This window comes from Streptomyces sp. NPDC051578, assembly GCF_044454045.1.
GTDB lineage: Bacteria > Actinomycetota > Actinomycetes > Streptomycetales > Streptomycetaceae > Streptomyces.
The window spans coordinates 1,066,392-1,082,609 of record NZ_JBITDH010000001.1 but is presented as its reverse complement, the minus strand read 5'-3'; the positions used below and the strand labels follow the sequence as shown (position 1 = coordinate 1,082,609).

Below are 16,218 nucleotides of genomic sequence, written 5' to 3'. Positions count from 1 at the left end.
ACTGCTGAACACATAGGCAGTGTGGAGGGAACGAGGGGAAGTGAAACATCTCAGTACCCTCAGGAAGAGAAAACAACCGTGATTCCGGGAGTAGTGGCGAGCGAAACCGGATGAGGCCAAACCGTATGCGTGTGATACCCGGCAGGGGTTGCGCATGCGGGGTTGTGGGAATGAGCTTGACCGGTCTGCCGGCCGGTCGGCGAGTCAGAAACCGTTGATGTAGTCGAAGGACATGCGAAAGGTCCGGCGTAGAGGGTAAGACCCCCGTAGACGAAACATCAGCGGCTTGCTTGCTCATCTCCCAAGTAGCACGGGGCCCGAGAAATCCCGTGTGAATCTGGCGGGACCACCCGCTAAGCCTAAATATTCCCTGGTGACCGATAGCGGATAGTACCGTGAGGGAATGGTGAAAAGTACCGCGGGAGCGGAGTGAAATAGTACCTGAAACCGTGTGCCTACAAGCCGTGGGAGCGTCGCGTTGCATGCTTGCATGCAACGTCGTGACTGCGTGCCTTTTGAAGAATGAGCCTGCGAGTTAGCGGTGTGTAGCGAGGTTAACCCGTGTGGGGAAGCCGTAGCGAAAGCGAGTCCGAATAGGGCGATTGAGTTGCACGCTCTAGACCCGAAGCGGAGTGATCTAGCCATGGGCAGGTTGAAGCGGAGGTAAGACTTCGTGGAGGACCGAACCCACCAGGGTTGAAAACCTGGGGGATGACCTGTGGTTAGGGGTGAAAGGCCAATCAAACTCCGTGATAGCTGGTTCTCCCCGAAATGCATTTAGGTGCAGCGTCGTGTGTTTCTTGCCGGAGGTAGAGCACTGGATAGGCGATGGGCCCTACCGGGTTACTGACCTTAGCCAAACTCCGAATGCCGGTAAGTGAGAGCACGGCAGTGAGACTGTGGGGGATAAGCTCCATGGTCGAGAGGGAAACAGCCCAGAGCATCGACTAAGGCCCCTAAGCGTACGCTAAGTGGGAAAGGATGTGGAGTCGCAGAGACAACCAGGAGGTTGGCTTAGAAGCAGCCACCCTTGAAAGAGTGCGTAATAGCTCACTGGTCAAGTGATTCCGCGCCGACAATGTAGCGGGGCTCAAGCGTACCGCCGAAGTCGTGTCATTGCAGCAATAGGGCCAACGCCTGCTGTGATGGGTAGGGGAGCGTCGTGTGCCGGGTGAAGCAGCAGCGGAAGCTAGTTGTGGACGGTTCACGAGTGAGAATGCAGGCATGAGTAGCGATACACACGTGAGAAACGTGTGCGCCGATTGACTAAGGGTTCCTGGGTCAAGCTGATCTGCCCAGGGTAAGTCGGGACCTAAGGCGAGGCCGACAGGCGTAGTCGATGGACAACCGGTTGATATTCCGGTACCCGCTTTGAAACGCCCAATATCGAATCAGGCGATGCTAAGTCCGTGAAGCCGTTCCGGACCCTTCGGGGAAAGGAAAGTGGTGGAGCCGACGAACCAGACTTGTAGTAGGTAAGCGATGGGGTGACGCAGGAAGGTAGTCCAGCCCGGGCGGTGGTTGTCCCGGGGTAAGGGTGTAGGCCGAGGGGTAGGCAAATCCGTCCCTCATATAAGGCTGAGACCTGATGCCGAGCCGATTGTGGTGAAGTGGATGATCCTATGCTGTCGAGAAAAGCCTCTAGCGAGTTTCATGGCGGCCCGTACCCTAAACCGACTCAGGTGGTCAGGTAGAGAATACCGAGGCGTTCGGGTGAACTATGGTTAAGGAACTCGGCAAAATGCCCCCGTAACTTCGGGAGAAGGGGGGCCATCACTGGTGATCCAACATGCTTGGTGAGCTGGGGGTGGCCGCAGAGACCAGCGAGAAGCGACTGTTTACTAAAAACACAGGTCCGTGCGAAGCCGTAAGGCGATGTATACGGACTGACGCCTGCCCGGTGCTGGAACGTTAAGGGGACCGGTTAGTGCGCTTTCGGGCGTGCGAAGCTGAGAACTTAAGCGCCAGTAAACGGCGGTGGTAACTATAACCATCCTAAGGTAGCGAAATTCCTTGTCGGGTAAGTTCCGACCTGCACGAATGGCGTAACGACTTCTCGACTGTCTCAACCATAGGCCCGGTGAAATTGCACTACGAGTAAAGATGCTCGTTTCGCGCAGCAGGACGGAAAGACCCCGGGACCTTTACTACAGTTTGATATTGGTGTTCGGTTCGGCTTGTGTAGGATAGGTGGGAGACTTTGAAGCCGTGACGCCAGTCATGGTGGAGTCGCCGTTGAAATACCACTCTGGTCGTGCTGGATGTCTAACCTCGGTCCGTGATCCGGATCAGGGACAGTGTCTGATGGGTAGTTTAACTGGGGCGGTTGCCTCCCAAAGGGTAACGGAGGCGCCCAAAGGTTCCCTCAGCCTGGTTGGCAATCAGGTGTTGAGTGTAAGTGCACAAGGGAGCTTGACTGTGAGACCGACGGGTCGAGCAGGGACGAAAGTCGGGACTAGTGATCCGGCGGTGGCTTGTGGAAGCGCCGTCGCTCAACGGATAAAAGGTACCCCGGGGATAACAGGCTGATCTTCCCCAAGAGTCCATATCGACGGGATGGTTTGGCACCTCGATGTCGGCTCGTCGCATCCTGGGGCTGGAGTCGGTCCCAAGGGTTGGGCTGTTCGCCCATTAAAGCGGTACGCGAGCTGGGTTTAGAACGTCGTGAGACAGTTCGGTCCCTATCCGCTGTGCGCGTAGGAATATTGAGAAGGGCTGTCCCTAGTACGAGAGGACCGGGACGGACGAACCTCTGGTGTGCCAGTTGTCCTGCCAAGGGCATGGCTGGTTGGCTACGTTCGGGAGGGATAACCGCTGAAAGCATCTAAGCGGGAAGCCTGCTTCAAGATGAGTATTCCCACCTCCTTGAGAGGGTAAGGCTCCCAGTAGACGACTGGGTTGATAGGCCAGATGTGGAAGCCCGGTAACGGGTGGAGCTGACTGGTACTAATAGGCCGAGGGCTTGTCCTCAGTTGCTCGCGTCCACTGTGTTAGTTCTGAAGTAACGACCGTGTTGTGTTCCGGTTGGTTAACTTCATAGTGTTTCGGTGGTCATAGCGTTAGGGAAACGCCCGGTTACATTCCGAACCCGGAAGCTAAGCCTTTCAGCGCCGATGGTACTGCAGGGGGGACCCTGTGGGAGAGTAGGACGCCGCCGAACAATTATTGCGGGAAGCCCCGCACCAGCCCTTCGGGGCCGGTGCGGGGCTTTTCTGCGTTCACCCCGCATACGGCATACGGCGTTTCACGGTCTGAATTCCACCGTCTCCATTCACGGTGAGGCCGTGAGGCGGGCCCGTGCGGCGGGCTGGGCCGCGTCGGCGGCTGTCGAGCCGCGTAGCAGGTCGGCCACGTCATGGGATGGCGCCCGTTCACCGGTCGGGACGGCTGCTGTGATGCGGTCGAGGTGGAAACCACGTCCCGCGCGGCGGGTGCGGCACCAGGCGATGAGGTACCAGCGCCCGTCGGCGGTCAGGAGACCGGCCGGTTCCACTGTCCGCCGGCTCTCCCGGCCTGCCGCGTCGGTGTAGGACAGCCGCAGTACCGTGCCGTCAGTGAGGGCCTGCTCGACCGCGTCGCGGACAGAGCTGCCGGTCCGCGTCGGCAGCGAGACGATCCGCGCGGCGAGGTGCCGGGCCGCGGCGGAGGCGGGGCCGGTGACCGAGGCCATGATCTTCTGGGCTGCGGAGCGGGCCGCCCGCGTAGGGAGTGGTGGCGCCGGCTGCGGCGAGCGCGGCGGTCACCGCCGATGCCTCATCGGCGGTGAGATGGACCGGGGGCAGGGTCATCTCCGGGGCGATCGACCAGCCGCCGCCTCGCCCGGGTATGGAGCGCACGGGTTTTCCGGCCTCCATCAGCGTCTGGAGGTTCCGCTGCACCGTGCGTGTGCTCACCTCGAACCGGGTGGCGAGAGCCGCGACCGTCACCGGCGGCGGCGCTGCCGAGCGCAATTCTTCCACCAGCGCGTACAGCCGGGCAGTGGGGTTCATGGCGCCGCCGCTACCGCCACGCCGTGGCCAGGAAGTCCCGCTCCCGCCGTAGCTCCCGCTCGGTGATGGTCAGGGGGAACAGGGTGAAGCCGTGCATCGCGCCGGCGATGACGCCCAGTCGCACGGGCGCGCCGGCCGCCTGCCAGCATGCGGCCAGGAAGAGCGAGTCGTCCAGCAGCGGATCCTCGGTGCCGACGACGATCCGGGCGGGCGGCAGCTCGGTCAGGTCCGCGAACAGGGGCGAGACCTCCGGGCTGCGGCGCTCCTCCTCGCCCACCCCCGGTGTGAACAGCTCGTAGACGCCCCGCAGGCTCTCGGTGTTGCTCAGCAACCGGCGGTTGCCGAAGCTGCGCTGACTCGGTGTCATCGACAGGTCGTAGGCACCGAAGAGCAGATGGGCTGCCCGGAAGGCTCCGGTGATGCCGTGCCGGTCGCGAAGGCGCAGCAGTGTCACGACGGCCAGCCGTGCCTGGTCGGCGAGGCGCCAGAGCCGCTCGTCCTGCCCGTCCGCGGAGCCGAACGCCCAGCCGCCCCCGTGGATGTGGGGGTAGACGCCGTCTATGTGGTCCGGCACGAAGGCGCGTACGGTCCCCGCGCCGTCGATGACCCGGTCTCGGCCCTGCGGCAGTCTCGTCGGTGGGGCGTCGCCGCCGAGACGGTTGCGTCGCAGCAGGGTCAGTGCCGCCGTGCCCGGTGTTCCTTCGCGGGCCGGACGGTCCGCGCGGGCGGCGGCGAAGTGGTCGTTGAAGGCCAGGGTTTCCCGGAGGCAGTCCTGATCGGTGATCGTCATGCGGTCGACGGTCGCGGCTGCCCGCGACAACGTCCTGTCACCCTTTCCGGGTGACCTGGGTCACCGAGCGCTGACCCACCCGGGAGGACGGCACGGTCGTCAAAGGCGGCCCGAGGCTTTGAGGGCGAGGTAGGTGTCGGCGAGGGCGGGGGCGAGGGTTTCGGGGGTGGCGTCGAGGACGTGGACGCCGAGGCGGGTGAGGTGGTCGGCGGTGCGGCGGCGCTCGGATTGGGACCGGGTGGCGGCCGCGGCGTCGTAGACGGCGTCGAGGGTGCCGCGGGAGCGGGCCATCTCCGCGATGTGCGGGTCCGCGACCGAGGCGAGGAGGACCGTGTGGCGTCGGGTGAGGCGCGGGAGGACGGGGAGGAGGCCCTCTTCGACGGGGGCGGCGTCCAGGCTCGTCAGGAGGACCACCAGCGAGCGGCGCGGGGCGGTGCGCAGGACGGTGGACACGAGGGAGCGGGAGTCGGTCTCGACGAGTTCCGGTTCCAGGGTCGCCATGGCGTTGACGAAGGCGGGGAGGGTGTCGGCGGCCGAGCGGCCCTGGACCTGGGCGCGGGGGCGGCGGTCGTGGGCCAGGAGGTCCACGCGGTCGCCCGCCCGGGTAGCCAGCGCGGTGAGGAGCAGGGCCGCGTCCATGGCGGAGTCCAGGCGGGGGGCGTCGCCGACGCGTCCGGCGGAGGTGCGGCCGGTGTCGAGGCAGATGAGGATGTGGCGGTCGCGTTCGGGGCGCCAGGTGCGCACGGCGACCTTCTGGCCGCGGGCGGTGGCGCGCCAGTCGATGGAGCGGGTGTCGTCGCCGGGGAGGTAGTCGCGCAGGCTGTCGAACTCGGTGCCCTCACCGCGCGTCAGGAGGCTGGTGCGGCCGTCGAGTTCGCGGAGCCGGGCCAGGCGCGAGGGGAGGTGCTTGCGGCTGGTGAACGGGGGGAGGACCCGGACCGTCCAGGGCACGGTGTGGGTGCCCTGGCGGGAGAGGAGCCCGAGGGGGCCGTAGGAGCGGATGGTGACGCGGTCGGCGTGCCGGTCGCCGCGGCGGGTGGGCCGCAGGCGGGTGGTGAGGCGGCGGCGTTCCCCGGCGGGGACGACGAGGTCGTGGCGGGACGCGCCGGGTTCGGTGTCGGCGGGCCAACTGCTGGGGGGCCAGGCGTCGCGGACGCGGGCCCGCAGCGTGCGGGCGCCCGGGTTGGCGACCGTGAGGTGGACGTCGGCGGGCTCGCCCAGGCGGACGGAGGTGTCGCCGGTGCGGGCCAGCCGGAGGGTGCGGACGGGCGCTGCCAGGGCGTAGTCGACCGCGCAGGCCAGGCCCAGGGCGCCGTTGACGGCGAGCATGCCGGTCCAGCTGGGTTCGAGGATGCCGACGGGGAGGCTGCCGAGGGCCGCGAGCAGCGCGGCGCGTCCGGTGAGGGCCATCAGCGGGGTACGGGGACGTGGGACAGGATCGCGGAGATGACCGCGTCGGCGGAGACGCCCTCCATCTCGGCTTCCGGGCGCAGTTGGACGCGGTGGCGCAGGGTCGGCAGGGCGAGGGCTTTCACGTCGTCGGGGGTGACGTAGTCGCGGCCGGTGAGCCAGGCCCAGGCGCGGGCGGTGGCCAGCAGGGCGGTCGCGCCGCGCGGGGAGACGCCGAGCGTCAGGGAGGGCGATTCGCGGGTGGCGCGGCAGATGTCGACGACGTACGCGGCGATCTCGGCGGAGACGGTGGTGTTCTCGACCGCGGTGCGGGCGGCTTCGAGTTCGGCGGGCCCGGCCACCGGGCGGATGCCGGCGGCGTGCAGGTCGCGGGGGTTGAAGCCGGCGGCGTGCCGGGTCAGGACGCCGATCTCGTCCTCGCGGGACGGCAGGGGGACCGTCAGTTTGAGCAGGAAGCGGTCCAGTTGGGCTTCGGGGAGGGGGTAGGTGCCCTCGTATTCGACGGGGTTCATGGTGGCGGCGACGAGGAAGGGCTCGGGGAGCTTGCGGGGGACGCCGTCGACGGTGACCTGGCGCTCCTCCATCGCCTCCAGGAGGGAGGACTGGGTCTTGGGGGGCGTCCGGTTGATCTCGTCGGCGAGGAGGAGGTTGGTGAAGACGGGGCCGTTCTGGAAGGAGAACTCGGCGGTGCGGGCGTCGTAGACGAGGGAGCCGGTGACGTCGCCGGGCATCAGGTCGGGGGTGAACTGGACGCGCTTGGTGTCGAGTTCGAGGGACGCGGCGAGCGCCCGTACGAGGAGGGTCTTGGCGACGCCGGGGACGCCTTCGAGGAGGACGTGGCCCCGGCACAGGAGCGCGACGACGAGTCCGGTGACGGCGGAGTCCTGGCCGACCACGGCCTTCGCGATCTCGGTGCGGAGCGCTTCCAGGGAGGAACGGGCGCTGTCCGTGGTGGCCGTCATGAGGTGCGGACCTCTCTTTCGAGGGCGTCGAGGTGGTCGGCGAACGCGACGAGTGCCGCGTCGTCGGGGGGTGTGGTGCCGAAGAGCAGGGTGGCGGGGTCCGTGGTGCGTGCGGCGGTGAGCCGGGCGGTCACGGCGGGGAGCAGGGTGGCGGCCTCGTGGGCTTGGGCCGCGGGTACGCCGACCAGCGCGGCGAGGCGTTCGCGGCTCGCGGTGCGCAGTACGGTCGCGGCGCGCTCGCGGGCGCCGGCCCTGCGGTAGAGGCGGGCGCGGCCCTCGGTGGTCTCGGAGGCGCGGATGGCGACGGGGAGGTCTTCGGTGACGAGGGGGCCGAGGCGGCGGGCCCGCCACAGCGCGGCGAGGGCGGCGGCGACGAACAGCTGGAGCAGGGCCCAGGTCCAGCCGGACGGGACGAGGTCGAGGAGGCTCTTGTCCTCGGAGGCGTCCGGGGCGCTCTGGTCGCCGGGGCCGGGAAGGTACCAGACGAGTTCGGGGCGGCTGCCGAGGAGTTGGAGGGCGAGGGAGGCGTTGCCCTCCTCGGCCAGGGTGCGGTTGAGCAGGATGCTCTCGGAGCCGACGAGGACGGTGTCGCCGCCCTTGGCGGGCGCGGGCAGTACGAGGAGGGTGGCGCGGCCGCCGTCGGGGTAGCAGGCGGTGGCGGCGGTGAGGTCGGTGCTGTAGCGGGGGCCGTCCCCGGTGGTGGCGCGGCCGGCGGAGCGGGTGGCGGGCAGTGCGCAGTCCGGGTCGAGGGCGGCGTGGCCGGAGTAGGGGTGGGCGCGTACGGCGGGGGCCAGCTCGGGCAGGCTCGCGGAGGTCGGCGCGAGGAGTACGGTGCGGCCGCCGGAGGGATCGGCGGCGTCGCGCAGGGTGCGCCGCCGGGTCTCGTCGAGGGTGTCGGGGTCGGTGACCAGCAGGGTGGTGCGGGGGCCGGCGGCGGCGGCCGCTTCCTGGGCGGTGGTGACGACGCGGGTGGTGACGCCCTGCTGCTTGAGGAGCTCGGCGACGGCGCGGCTGCCGTAGGGGTCGGGGGAGCGGGGGTCGAGGCGGCCGTGGTGTCCGTCGGACTGGAGGGCGGCCAGGGTGACGCCGCCGGCCAGGAGGACGCCGAGGGCGGCCAGGAAGCCCCGGGAGCGGGCCCAGAGGGTGGTGGTCCGGGGTATCGCCGCGGTGGCGGGAGGGGCGGCCGTGGCCGGGTCCTGGGGGGTCTGGGCGGTGGAGGTGGGGCCGGTCATGCCGTGGGTCCCGTCAGGAGCGGGGTGGCGCGTTCCAGGGTGAGGTCGAGGGTGCGCAGGCGGCCGTAGGTGTCGGGGTCGCCGGTGCGGCCGCCGTAGGTGACGTCGTCGAAGGCGCGGGCCGCGGCGCGGAGGTCGCCGGCGTGGTGGGGCAGGCGGGCGGCCGCTTCGGCGGCGGCCTCGTCGGCGGTGCGGCCGGGGCGCGGGTCGATCAGGGTGCGTTCCTCCAGGGCGCGGACGACGGCGCGCATGCGTTCTTGGACGGCTTCGGTCCAGCGGCCGGCGGCTGCGTGGGCGTCTGCGGCGGCGCGGTGGTCGGCGGCGGTGCGCGCGGCTTCGCCGAAGAGCGCGGCGGCGCCGGTGGCGGTGCGGCGGGGGGTGCCGAGCCGCCACCACAGGGCTCCGATGGCCAGGGCGGCCAGGAGGACGACGGCGAGCAGGCCGAGCGTGCCTCCGGGGGTCGCCCCGGAGGCACGGTCGAAGAAGTCGCCGAGCCAGTCCCAGAACCGGTCCAGGGCGCGCTGGAGGGGGCTGGGGTCGTTCTGGTGGTACAGCGGCTTGGACAGTTCGCGTTCCGCCGCCTCGCGGGCGGCGTCGCGCCCGGTCGTCACCGGTGGTGCGGCGGTGGTGACGGCGATGAGTCCCCCCGTGCTCATCGGTGTGTCAGCCTCCGTACCCGGTGCCGCCGGCGGTGCTCCCGTAGCCCTGCAGGCCGGCCGCGCGGCCGAGTTCGATGTCCAGGGCCTCGCGGCGGATGCGCTGGTCGATGTACAGCAGGACGGTGACGCCCGCCTGCATGGGCAGGACGAACGTCATGCTGATGACGGTGCCGATGCCGCTGATGAGCAGGAACGACCAGGACTGCGCGATGGAGCCGTCGGCGAGCCCGCTGAGGCCGCCGGAGCCGAAGAGCAGGGCGAGGACGGTGAAGGGCAGGCTGGCGATGCCCGAGACGATGGCGGCGATCACGGTCGTGAGGACCGTGATGCCGAACATGCGCCACCAGGAGCCGTTGACCAGCTTGGCGGAGCGCTTGAGCGAGGTGAAGACGCCGGCCCGCTCCAGCATCAGGGCCGGCGAGGCCAGCAGGAAGCGGAACCAGAGCCAGACGAAGACCGCCAGGGCGACGAGCGCCCCGAGGACGGCGAGGCCGACGCTGCCGAGGAGAGCCCCCGGCACGACCAGCACTGCGAAGAGGAGGAGCGCGCCGGCGCCGAGGAGCAGGGTGAGTCCGATCAGCGGCAGCAGGCGGGGGCGCGCCTCGCGCCAGGCCTCGCCGACCGAGGAGGGCCGGCCGATCACGGCGCGGCTGTAGATCACGGTGAGCAGCGCGGTGGCGAGGACGCCGAGGAGGAGCTGGATGAAGCCGTTGGAGAGGCTGAGGACGAAGGTGTCGCGCAGGTCGCCGAGGAACTGGCTCTCGCTCGTGCCGGCCGTGGCGGTGGCGAGGTCGCCCAGGCCGTACTTGCGGACCAGCAGGCTGCCGACCTCGGTGAGTACGGACACGACGAGGCTGACGGACAGCACGGAGCGCCAGTGGCTGCGCATGGTGCTGACCGCGCCGTCGAGGATCTCGCCGAGGCCGAGCGGCCGCAGCGGGATCACGCCGGGCTTGGCGGCCGGGGGCGGGCCCCAGGGGCCGCCGGGGTGGCCGTACTGGCCGCCGTAGGGGGAGCCGTACTGTCCGGGGTGGCCGTACTGCCCGGGCTGTCCGGGCTGCGTTCCGTACGATCCCCAGCCGGCGCCCTGCTGGGGCTGCGGCGGGGGCGTCTGCGCGGGCGCGGGGGCCTCGGCGCCGGGGCTGGACCACTGCCCGGGAGGCGGCTGGGTGTCGGACCACTTGGAGTCGGCGGGGGGCTGCGCGGGGGGCTGTATGCCCTCAGGCGTGCCCGGACCGCCCGGGCCGCCCTGACCGGCTTGGCCGCCCTCGCCTTCCGACGGGGAGGACCCGGGCGAAGCCCAGCCCGGAGAGTCGTTCATCTCGCTCCTTCACGTGCGTCCGCTGCGGCGGGGCGCAGGTCGGCTGCCATCGTGCCACGCGGGAACGGGGAGCGGGCCGGGCGGCCGCCAAGATCCGGTGCGCTACCGCCTTCAATTGTCGCCCGGATCCGGGGCAGACTGGTCGGCCTGATCGCCACGCAGGTCCGGGGGGCGATTTCCAGCCCTTTTGGCTGTGGGACAGCTCACCGCCAGGTAACGATTAGCTAATGGGATGATGTCAACCATGAAGGGACGAGTCCTTGTCGTTGACGACGACACCGCGCTGGCCGAGATGCTCGGCATTGTGCTGCGTGGAGAAGGTTTTGAGCCGTCGTTCGTAGCGGACGGTGACAAGGCACTGGCTGCCTTCCGGGAGGCGAAGCCGGACCTGGTGCTGCTCGACCTCATGCTGCCCGGACGGGACGGCATAGAGGTGTGCAGGCTGATCCGTGCGGAGTCGGGCGTGCCGATCGTCATGCTCACGGCGAAGAGCGACACCGTCGACGTCGTCGTGGGCCTGGAGTCCGGGGCCGACGACTACATCGTCAAGCCGTTCAAGCCGAAGGAGCTGGTGGCCCGGATCCGGGCCCGTCTGCGCCGCTCGGAGGAACCGGCGCCCGAACAGCTGGCCATCGGTGATCTGGTCATCGACGTGGCCGGGCACTCCGTCAAGCGCGACGGTGCCTCGATCGCCCTGACCCCGCTCGAATTCGACCTGCTGGTCGCCCTCGCGCGCAAACCCTGGCAGGTCTTCACCCGCGAGGTGCTGCTGGAGCAGGTCTGGGGCTACCGGCACGCGGCGGACACCCGCCTGGTCAACGTGCACGTCCAGCGGCTGCGCTCCAAGGTCGAGAAGGACCCCGAGCGCCCCGAGATCGTCGTGACGGTCCGCGGTGTCGGCTACAAGGCCGGACCGAGCTGACATGAAGCCCGGCAAGCCCCGGGGCGGCTCCCGTCGGGGAGCCCTGCGGGGCGGCCGACTGCTCAAGGACCGAGTGGCCGGCAGCCCCGTGCTGCGGCTGTGCGTACGCCTCGTACGCCGGCCGCTGCTTCCGGCTGTCCGGCTCTGGCGGCGCAACATCCAGCTGCGGGTCGTCGCCGCCACCCTGCTGCTCTCGCTCACCGTGGTCCTCGCCCTGGGCTTCGTCGTCATCGCCCAGGTCAGCAAGGGCCTCCTCGACGCCAAGGAGGAGGCCGCGCAGAGCCAGGCCGCCGGAGGCTTCGCGGTCGCACAGGAGAAGGCCAACGCGCCCTTCGCCGCCGACGGGTCCGACGTCACCGACAACAAGGTCGGCCGTGACGCCAGCACCTGGATGAACTCCCTCGTCAAGCAGCTGGCCAGCGGTGGCCAGACCGCCTTCGAGGTCGCCGCGCTCGGCGCCGGGGCGGGAGAGCCGGCGGCGCCCGGCGCCCAGGGCGTCAAGGGCGCCCGCGCGTCCGGCAACGTCGATCCGACCGCCAGCGTCCCCGTCAGCCTGCGCCGCGCCGTCAACCACTCCACCGGCACCTTCAAGACGTTCTCCGAGATCCGCTACACCGCCGGCTCAGGGGAGAAGGCGCCCGCGCCCGCGCTGGTCATCGGCAAACGGCTCACCGACATCAACGGCGACCCGTACTACCTGTACTACCTCTTCCCGCTGACCCAGGAAGAGGAGTCCCTCAACCTCATCAAGGTGACCATCGCCACCGCCGGCCTGTTCGTCGTCGTGCTGCTCGGCGCCATCGCCTGGCTCGTCGTGCGCCAGGTCGTCACGCCCGTGCGGATGGCCGCCGGGATCGCCGAACGGCTCTCCGCCGGGCGGCTCCAGGAGCGGATGAAGGTCACCGGCGAGGACGACATCGCGCGCCTGGGCGAAGCCTTCAACAAGATGGCCCAGAACCTCCAGCTCAAGATCCAGCAGCTGGAGGAGCTGTCGCGGATGCAGCGCCGGTTCGTCTCCGACGTCTCTCACGAGCTGCGGACCCCGCTGACGACCGTCCGCATGGCCGCCGATGTCATCCACGACGCCCGCGTCGACTTCGACCCCGTCACCGCCCGCTCCGCCGAACTGCTCGCCGGACAGCTCGACCGCTTCGAGTCCCTCCTCGCCGACCTGCTGGAGATCAGCCGGTTCGACGCGGGCGCCGCCGCCCTCGAAGCCGAGCCCATAGACCTGCGCGACGTCGTACGCCGCGTCATCGACGGCGCCGAACCGCTGGCCGAGCACAAGGGCACCCGGATCCGGGTCCTCGGCGACACCCAGCCCGTCATCGCCGAAGCCGACCCCCGGCGCGTCGAGCGGGTGCTGCGCAACCTCGTCGTCAACGCCGTCGAGCACGGGGAGGGCCGCGACGTGGTGGTCCGGCTCGCGTCCGCGGGCGGGGCCGTCGCCGTCGCCGTGCGCGACTACGGGGTCGGGCTCAAACCCGGCGAGGCCACCCGCGTCTTCAACCGGTTCTGGCGCGCCGACCCCGCCCGTGCGCGGACCACCGGCGGGACCGGCCTCGGTCTGTCCATCGCCGTCGAGGACGCGCGGCTGCACGGGGGCTGGCTCCAGGCGTGGGGCGAGCCCGGCGGCGGCTCGCAGTTCCGGCTCACCCTGCCGCGCACCGCCGACGAACCGCTGCGCGGCTCCCCGATCCCGCTGGAACCGGAGGACTCCCGCTCCAACCGGGCCAGGGCCGCCGCCGAGGCGGCGGCGCGGGCCGGCTCCGCCCAGGGCGCGGTGGGGGACGGACCCCGCCCCGCCGACCGCTCCCCGATACCGCCGCGCCCGGCGGTCGCCACCGCCATGCCCGTCCCCGCAGACCCGACGGCGCTGCCCGGAAACGGGGCCCGGGTCGTGGCACGCCCCATCGACCAGGCAGCCGACCAGGCGGCCGAGCAGCCAGCACAGGAGGACGGACCCGGTGGACGCTGAGCGCGGGCCGGCACACGTACAGGCCCGGCGGGGCAGGACGCGGCCGGCGGCCGTGCGGGCCCCCGCCGCGCTGGGCGCGCTCGCCCTGCTGCTCGCCGGCTGCGCCTCCATGCCCGACAGCGGGGAGATCCGTCAGGTCCAGGCCTCGCAGGGCGTCGACTCCCAGGTCCGGGTGTTCGGCGTACCGCCCGCCGACAACGCGAGCGCGGCCGACATCGTCGACGGCTTCCTGGAGGCCATGACCAGCGACGACCCCCAGCTGGAGACGGCCCGCAAGTACCTCACCCAGGAAGCCGCGAAGAACTGGAAGCCCGGCTCGGCCGTGACCGTGCTCTCCTCGGGCCTCGACCGCTTCCCCGTCCAGGGCACCAAGGAGCCCGAGGACACGCGGTGGAAGGTCACCGGCAAGAAGCTCGCGACGGTGGACGAGCGCAGCGCCTACCAGCCGGAGACCGGCGGGGTGCGCTACGAGGAGGAGCTCCAACTGGTCCGGGAGAAGGACCAGTGGCGGATCGCGACCCCGCCGAGCAGCCTCGTCCTCAGCGAGTCCGACTTCCAGCGCATCTACAAGCCCGTCAACAAGTACTACTTCGCCGGCGGCACGCTCGTCGCCGACCCGGTGTACGTGCGCCAGCGCAGCGACCCCGACTCCCGGATGGACCCCACCACCCAGACCGTGCAGTCGCTGCTCGCCGGACCCTCCAAATGGCTGGCCCCCGTCGTCACCTCCAGTTTCCCCACCGGGACGGAACTGCGCGCGGGCACCAAGTCCCTGTCGTACGACGGCCAGAACACGCTGCGCGTGCCGCTGAACGACAAGGCGAAGAACGTCGCACAGCCGCAGTGCCAGAAGATGGCCACCCAACTCCTCTACACGATCAGGGACTTGACGGCGTCCCGGCTTGACCGCGTGGAACTGCTGCGGCCCGACGGCAAGACCTCGCTGTGCTGGGTGACGCGCACGGCCGCGGTGGCGCTCGCCAACCCGGCGCAGAGCCCCGAGCACCAGTACTACGTCGACAAGGACTCCCGGCTCGTACGGATGTCCCTCAACGTCAAGGCCGAGGACCAGCAGCAGGACAAGCCGGAACTCGTGCCGGGGCCGCTGGCCACCGCCACCGGGTTCAAGGTGGGCTCGGCGGCCGTCACCTACGACGAGAAGCGGGCCGCGGTCGTCTCCGACGACGGGCACGGGCTGTACGTGGTGACGATGACGACGGCCGGACCGATGCCGCAGCCGGTCCCCCTGCCGGCGGGCCGGACCGGCAAGCTGACCGCGCCCAGCTGGGACACGCACGGCGACCTGTGGATCGCGGACCTCGACCCGCAGAACCAGGGGCTGTGGCGGGTGCCCGGCGGCACCGGGACACCGCAGAAGGTGGACGTGGCCGGGCTGGACGGCGGCCGGATCACCGCGCTCAAGGCCTCTCCCGACGGGGTGCGCATCGCGCTGCTCGTCGAGAAGGACGGCAGCCGCAAGAACCTGTACACCGGGCGGATCGAGCGGCCCGACGGCAGGGCGGACGCCTCGCCGGTGTCGGTGCGCGAGCTGCGGCCGGCGGCTCCGCAGATGGCGGACGTGATGGCGATGAGCTGGGGGCCGCGGGCCCGGCTGCTCGTGGTGGGCCGGGAGAGCGGCGGGGTCATGCAGGCCCGCTACATGCTGTCCGACGGGTCCACGGCGGCCGCGAGCCTGCCCGGCGCCTCCGGGCTGGCCGGGGTCGCGACGACCGAGGACGAGGAGAAGCCGGTGGTGGCGTTCTCCGACGAGGACGGCATCGTGTGGCTGCCGCCGGGGGCGCAGTGGCGCACGGTGGCGGCGGGCGGCCGCGCGCCGGTCTACCCGGGCTGAACCGCGCTGCCCCTCGCCTGCCCCTGATGGGGGCGGGGGCTGCGCATCCGCGGGTTGTCCACCGTTGTCCACAGGGGTGGCGGACGGCCCCGGCCGGGCGGCAGAGTCCACGCATGCGGGGGTGGTGGCAGGAGCTGGCGGGGCTGGTGCTGCCGGCCGACTGCGCGGGGTGCGGGGCGCCGAGGGTGGTGCTGTGCGCCCGCTGCCGGGCCGCGCTGGGCGGCGGCGCCGGACGGGTGCGGCCCGTGGCGGCCCCGGCCGCCCTGCCCGTGGTGCACGCCGGCGCGGCGTACGGGGGCCCGGTACGGGCGGTCGTGCTGGCCCACAAGGAGCGCGGCGCGCTCCCGCTGGCGGGCCCCCTGGGCGCCGCGCTGGCTGCTGCCGTGCTGTCGGCCGGCCCGGCCGGCCCGGGCGGCCGGGGCGGGGCGGGCGGGGTGGGGGAGGCGGGGGAGCTGGCCCTCGTCCCGGTGCCCTCCACCCGCCGCCAGACCCGCGCCCGCGGTCACGACCCGGCGCGCCGGATCGCGCTGGCGGCCTCGGCGCGGCTGCGCGGGGCCGGTGTTCCCGCGCGGGTGGCCCCCGTACTGCGGTTGCGGCGCCGGGTCGCGGACCAGGCGGGTCTGGGTGCCCGGGAGCGGTGGGAGAACCTGGCCGGGGCCCTGGAGGTGCGCCCGGCCGGGATGCGGCTGGCGGGCGGTGCGCGGATCGTGGTGGTGGACGACGTGATGACGACCGGCGCCACCCTGGCGGAGGCGGCGCGGGCGCTGCGGGCCGCAGGGCTGCGGGTGGCCGGGGCGGCGGTGGTGGCGGCACCGGCGGACGCCTTTCGGCCGGGCCTGCCGTCGCCATGCCCTCCGCACGGGGAAACCGGCGCGTAGATCGCATAGATGTGGAACCCGGGGGGAAGGCGCCTCGTGAGAAGACACAAGAGATGCCCAGGACGTGCACAAGAGGAAAAAGCGAGCTGAACAGAACTGAACGGAGGTATGTTCCGGCAGCGGGTGCCGACAACCGGCATAGAGAGATATGTTCGGTGGTGAGGACTGGCGATCCTTGGGCCCCACGTCATCGGAGCACCGACCCGCCCGTTTTTGAATCTTCGT

General features: G+C 70.7%; 12 protein-coding genes and 2 rRNA genes (1 of these 14 cut by a window edge). 6 read left to right on the top strand and 8 right to left on the bottom strand.

Annotated elements, in window-relative coordinates:
• Both ACIA6C_RS04865 and rrf read left to right on the top strand, forming a co-directional pair.
• Positions 1 to 2,970 (top strand): 23S ribosomal RNA (locus ACIA6C_RS04865); it begins 135 nt to the left of the window's first position.
• A gap of 73 nt (positions 2,971 to 3,043) precedes the next feature.
• Positions 3,044 to 3,160, top strand: a 5S ribosomal RNA gene (rrf, locus tag ACIA6C_RS04860).
• 111 nt (positions 3,161 to 3,271) lie between these two features.
• On the opposite strand, the gene ACIA6C_RS04855 is transcribed toward rrf, so the two are convergent.
• From ACIA6C_RS04855 to ACIA6C_RS04820, 8 genes are all read right to left on the bottom strand, one after another.
• The gene (locus ACIA6C_RS04855; protein WP_399272946.1) at positions 3,272 to 3,670 is read right to left on the bottom strand and encodes a helix-turn-helix transcriptional regulator; all 399 of its coding nucleotides are present in this window, start codon (positions 3,668 to 3,670) and stop codon (positions 3,272 to 3,274) included.
• Positions 3,552 to 3,989, bottom strand: a complete 438-nt coding sequence (locus ACIA6C_RS04850) for a helix-turn-helix transcriptional regulator (RefSeq protein WP_399272944.1) — start codon at positions 3,987 to 3,989, stop codon at positions 3,552 to 3,554. Before ACIA6C_RS04850 ends, ACIA6C_RS04855 begins: the two co-directional genes overlap by 119 nt.
• Before the next feature lie 10 nt (positions 3,990 to 3,999).
• Positions 4,000 to 4,779: an alpha/beta hydrolase gene (locus tag ACIA6C_RS04845; protein ID WP_399272942.1), complete on the bottom strand. Its 780-nt coding sequence runs from the start codon at positions 4,777 to 4,779 to the stop codon at positions 4,000 to 4,002.
• Positions 4,780 to 4,878: 99 nt separating this feature from the next.
• Complete coding sequence (locus tag ACIA6C_RS04840; protein ID WP_399272940.1) at positions 4,879 to 6,189, bottom strand: DUF58 domain-containing protein; 1,311 nt, start codon at positions 6,187 to 6,189, stop codon at positions 4,879 to 4,881.
• Positions 6,189 to 7,151 carry a MoxR family ATPase gene (locus tag ACIA6C_RS04835; protein ID WP_361137788.1) on the bottom strand — a complete coding sequence of 321 codons (963 nt, stop codon included), beginning with the start codon at positions 7,149 to 7,151 and terminating at the stop codon, positions 6,189 to 6,191. Before ACIA6C_RS04835 ends, ACIA6C_RS04840 begins: the two co-directional genes overlap by 1 nt.
• Positions 7,148 to 8,383, bottom strand: coding sequence for a DUF4350 domain-containing protein (locus ACIA6C_RS04830; protein WP_399272938.1), 1,236 nt, complete (start codon positions 8,381 to 8,383; stop codon positions 7,148 to 7,150). The genes ACIA6C_RS04835 and ACIA6C_RS04830 overlap by 4 nt, the downstream gene beginning before the upstream one ends.
• On the bottom strand, positions 8,380 to 9,039 hold the full coding sequence (locus ACIA6C_RS04825) for a DUF4129 domain-containing protein (RefSeq protein WP_399272936.1): 660 nt from the start codon (positions 9,037 to 9,039) through the stop codon (positions 8,380 to 8,382). Before ACIA6C_RS04825 ends, ACIA6C_RS04830 begins: the two co-directional genes overlap by 4 nt.
• A 7-nt stretch (positions 9,040 to 9,046) precedes the next feature.
• The gene (locus ACIA6C_RS04820) at positions 9,047 to 10,363 is read right to left on the bottom strand and encodes a glycerophosphoryl diester phosphodiesterase membrane domain-containing protein (protein ID WP_399272934.1); all 1,317 of its coding nucleotides are present in this window, start codon (positions 10,361 to 10,363) and stop codon (positions 9,047 to 9,049) included.
• A 232-nt stretch (positions 10,364 to 10,595) separates the two neighbouring features.
• Here ACIA6C_RS04820 and mtrA point away from each other — a divergent pair, with 232 nt between their 5' ends.
• The 4 genes from mtrA (at position 10,596) to ACIA6C_RS04800 (ending at position 15,993) form a co-directional block, all read left to right on the top strand.
• Positions 10,596 to 11,285, top strand: a complete 690-nt coding sequence (gene mtrA / locus ACIA6C_RS04815) for a two-component system response regulator MtrA (RefSeq protein ID WP_189747360.1) — start codon at positions 10,596 to 10,598, stop codon at positions 11,283 to 11,285.
• 1 nt (position 11,286) lies between these two features.
• A complete protein-coding gene (gene mtrB / locus ACIA6C_RS04810) occupies positions 11,287 to 13,263 on the top strand; it encodes an MtrAB system histidine kinase MtrB (RefSeq protein WP_361137784.1) in 1,977 nt (658 codons plus the stop codon).
• On the top strand, positions 13,253 to 15,115 hold the full coding sequence (locus ACIA6C_RS04805; protein ID WP_399272931.1) for an LpqB family beta-propeller domain-containing protein: 1,863 nt from the start codon (positions 13,253 to 13,255) through the stop codon (positions 15,113 to 15,115). The genes mtrB and ACIA6C_RS04805 overlap by 11 nt, the downstream gene beginning before the upstream one ends.
• Before the next feature lie 113 nt (positions 15,116 to 15,228).
• Positions 15,229 to 15,993 carry a ComF family protein gene (locus ACIA6C_RS04800; RefSeq protein WP_399272929.1) on the top strand — a complete coding sequence of 255 codons (765 nt, stop codon included), beginning with the start codon at positions 15,229 to 15,231 and terminating at the stop codon, positions 15,991 to 15,993.
• The last annotated feature ends 225 nt before the right edge of the window (positions 15,994 to 16,218 follow it).

Coding starts and splice junctions, on each gene's coding strand:
- ACIA6C_RS04855 (WP_399272946.1), bottom strand. CDS start 3,670: ATGGCCTCGGTCACCGGCCCCGCCTCCGCCGCGGCCCGGCACCTCGCC.
- ACIA6C_RS04850 (WP_399272944.1), bottom strand. CDS start 3,989: ATGAACCCCACTGCCCGGCTGTACGCGCTGGTGGAAGAATTGCGCTCG.
- ACIA6C_RS04845 (WP_399272942.1), bottom strand. CDS start 4,779: ATGACGATCACCGATCAGGACTGCCTCCGGGAAACCCTGGCCTTCAAC.
- ACIA6C_RS04840 (WP_399272940.1), bottom strand. CDS start 6,189: ATGGCCCTCACCGGACGCGCCGCGCTGCTCGCGGCCCTCGGCAGCCTC.
- ACIA6C_RS04835 (WP_361137788.1), bottom strand. CDS start 7,151: ATGACGGCCACCACGGACAGCGCCCGTTCCTCCCTGGAAGCGCTCCGC.
- ACIA6C_RS04830 (WP_399272938.1), bottom strand. CDS start 8,383: ATGACCGGCCCCACCTCCACCGCCCAGACCCCCCAGGACCCGGCCACG.
- ACIA6C_RS04825 (WP_399272936.1), bottom strand. CDS start 9,039: ATGAGCACGGGGGGACTCATCGCCGTCACCACCGCCGCACCACCGGTG.
- ACIA6C_RS04820 (WP_399272934.1), bottom strand. CDS start 10,363: ATGAACGACTCTCCGGGCTGGGCTTCGCCCGGGTCCTCCCCGTCGGAA.
- mtrA (WP_189747360.1), top strand. CDS start 10,596: ATGATGTCAACCATGAAGGGACGAGTCCTTGTCGTTGACGACGACACC.
- mtrB (WP_361137784.1), top strand. CDS start 11,287: ATGAAGCCCGGCAAGCCCCGGGGCGGCTCCCGTCGGGGAGCCCTGCGG.
- ACIA6C_RS04800 (WP_399272929.1), top strand. CDS start 15,229: ATGCGGGGGTGGTGGCAGGAGCTGGCGGGGCTGGTGCTGCCGGCCGAC.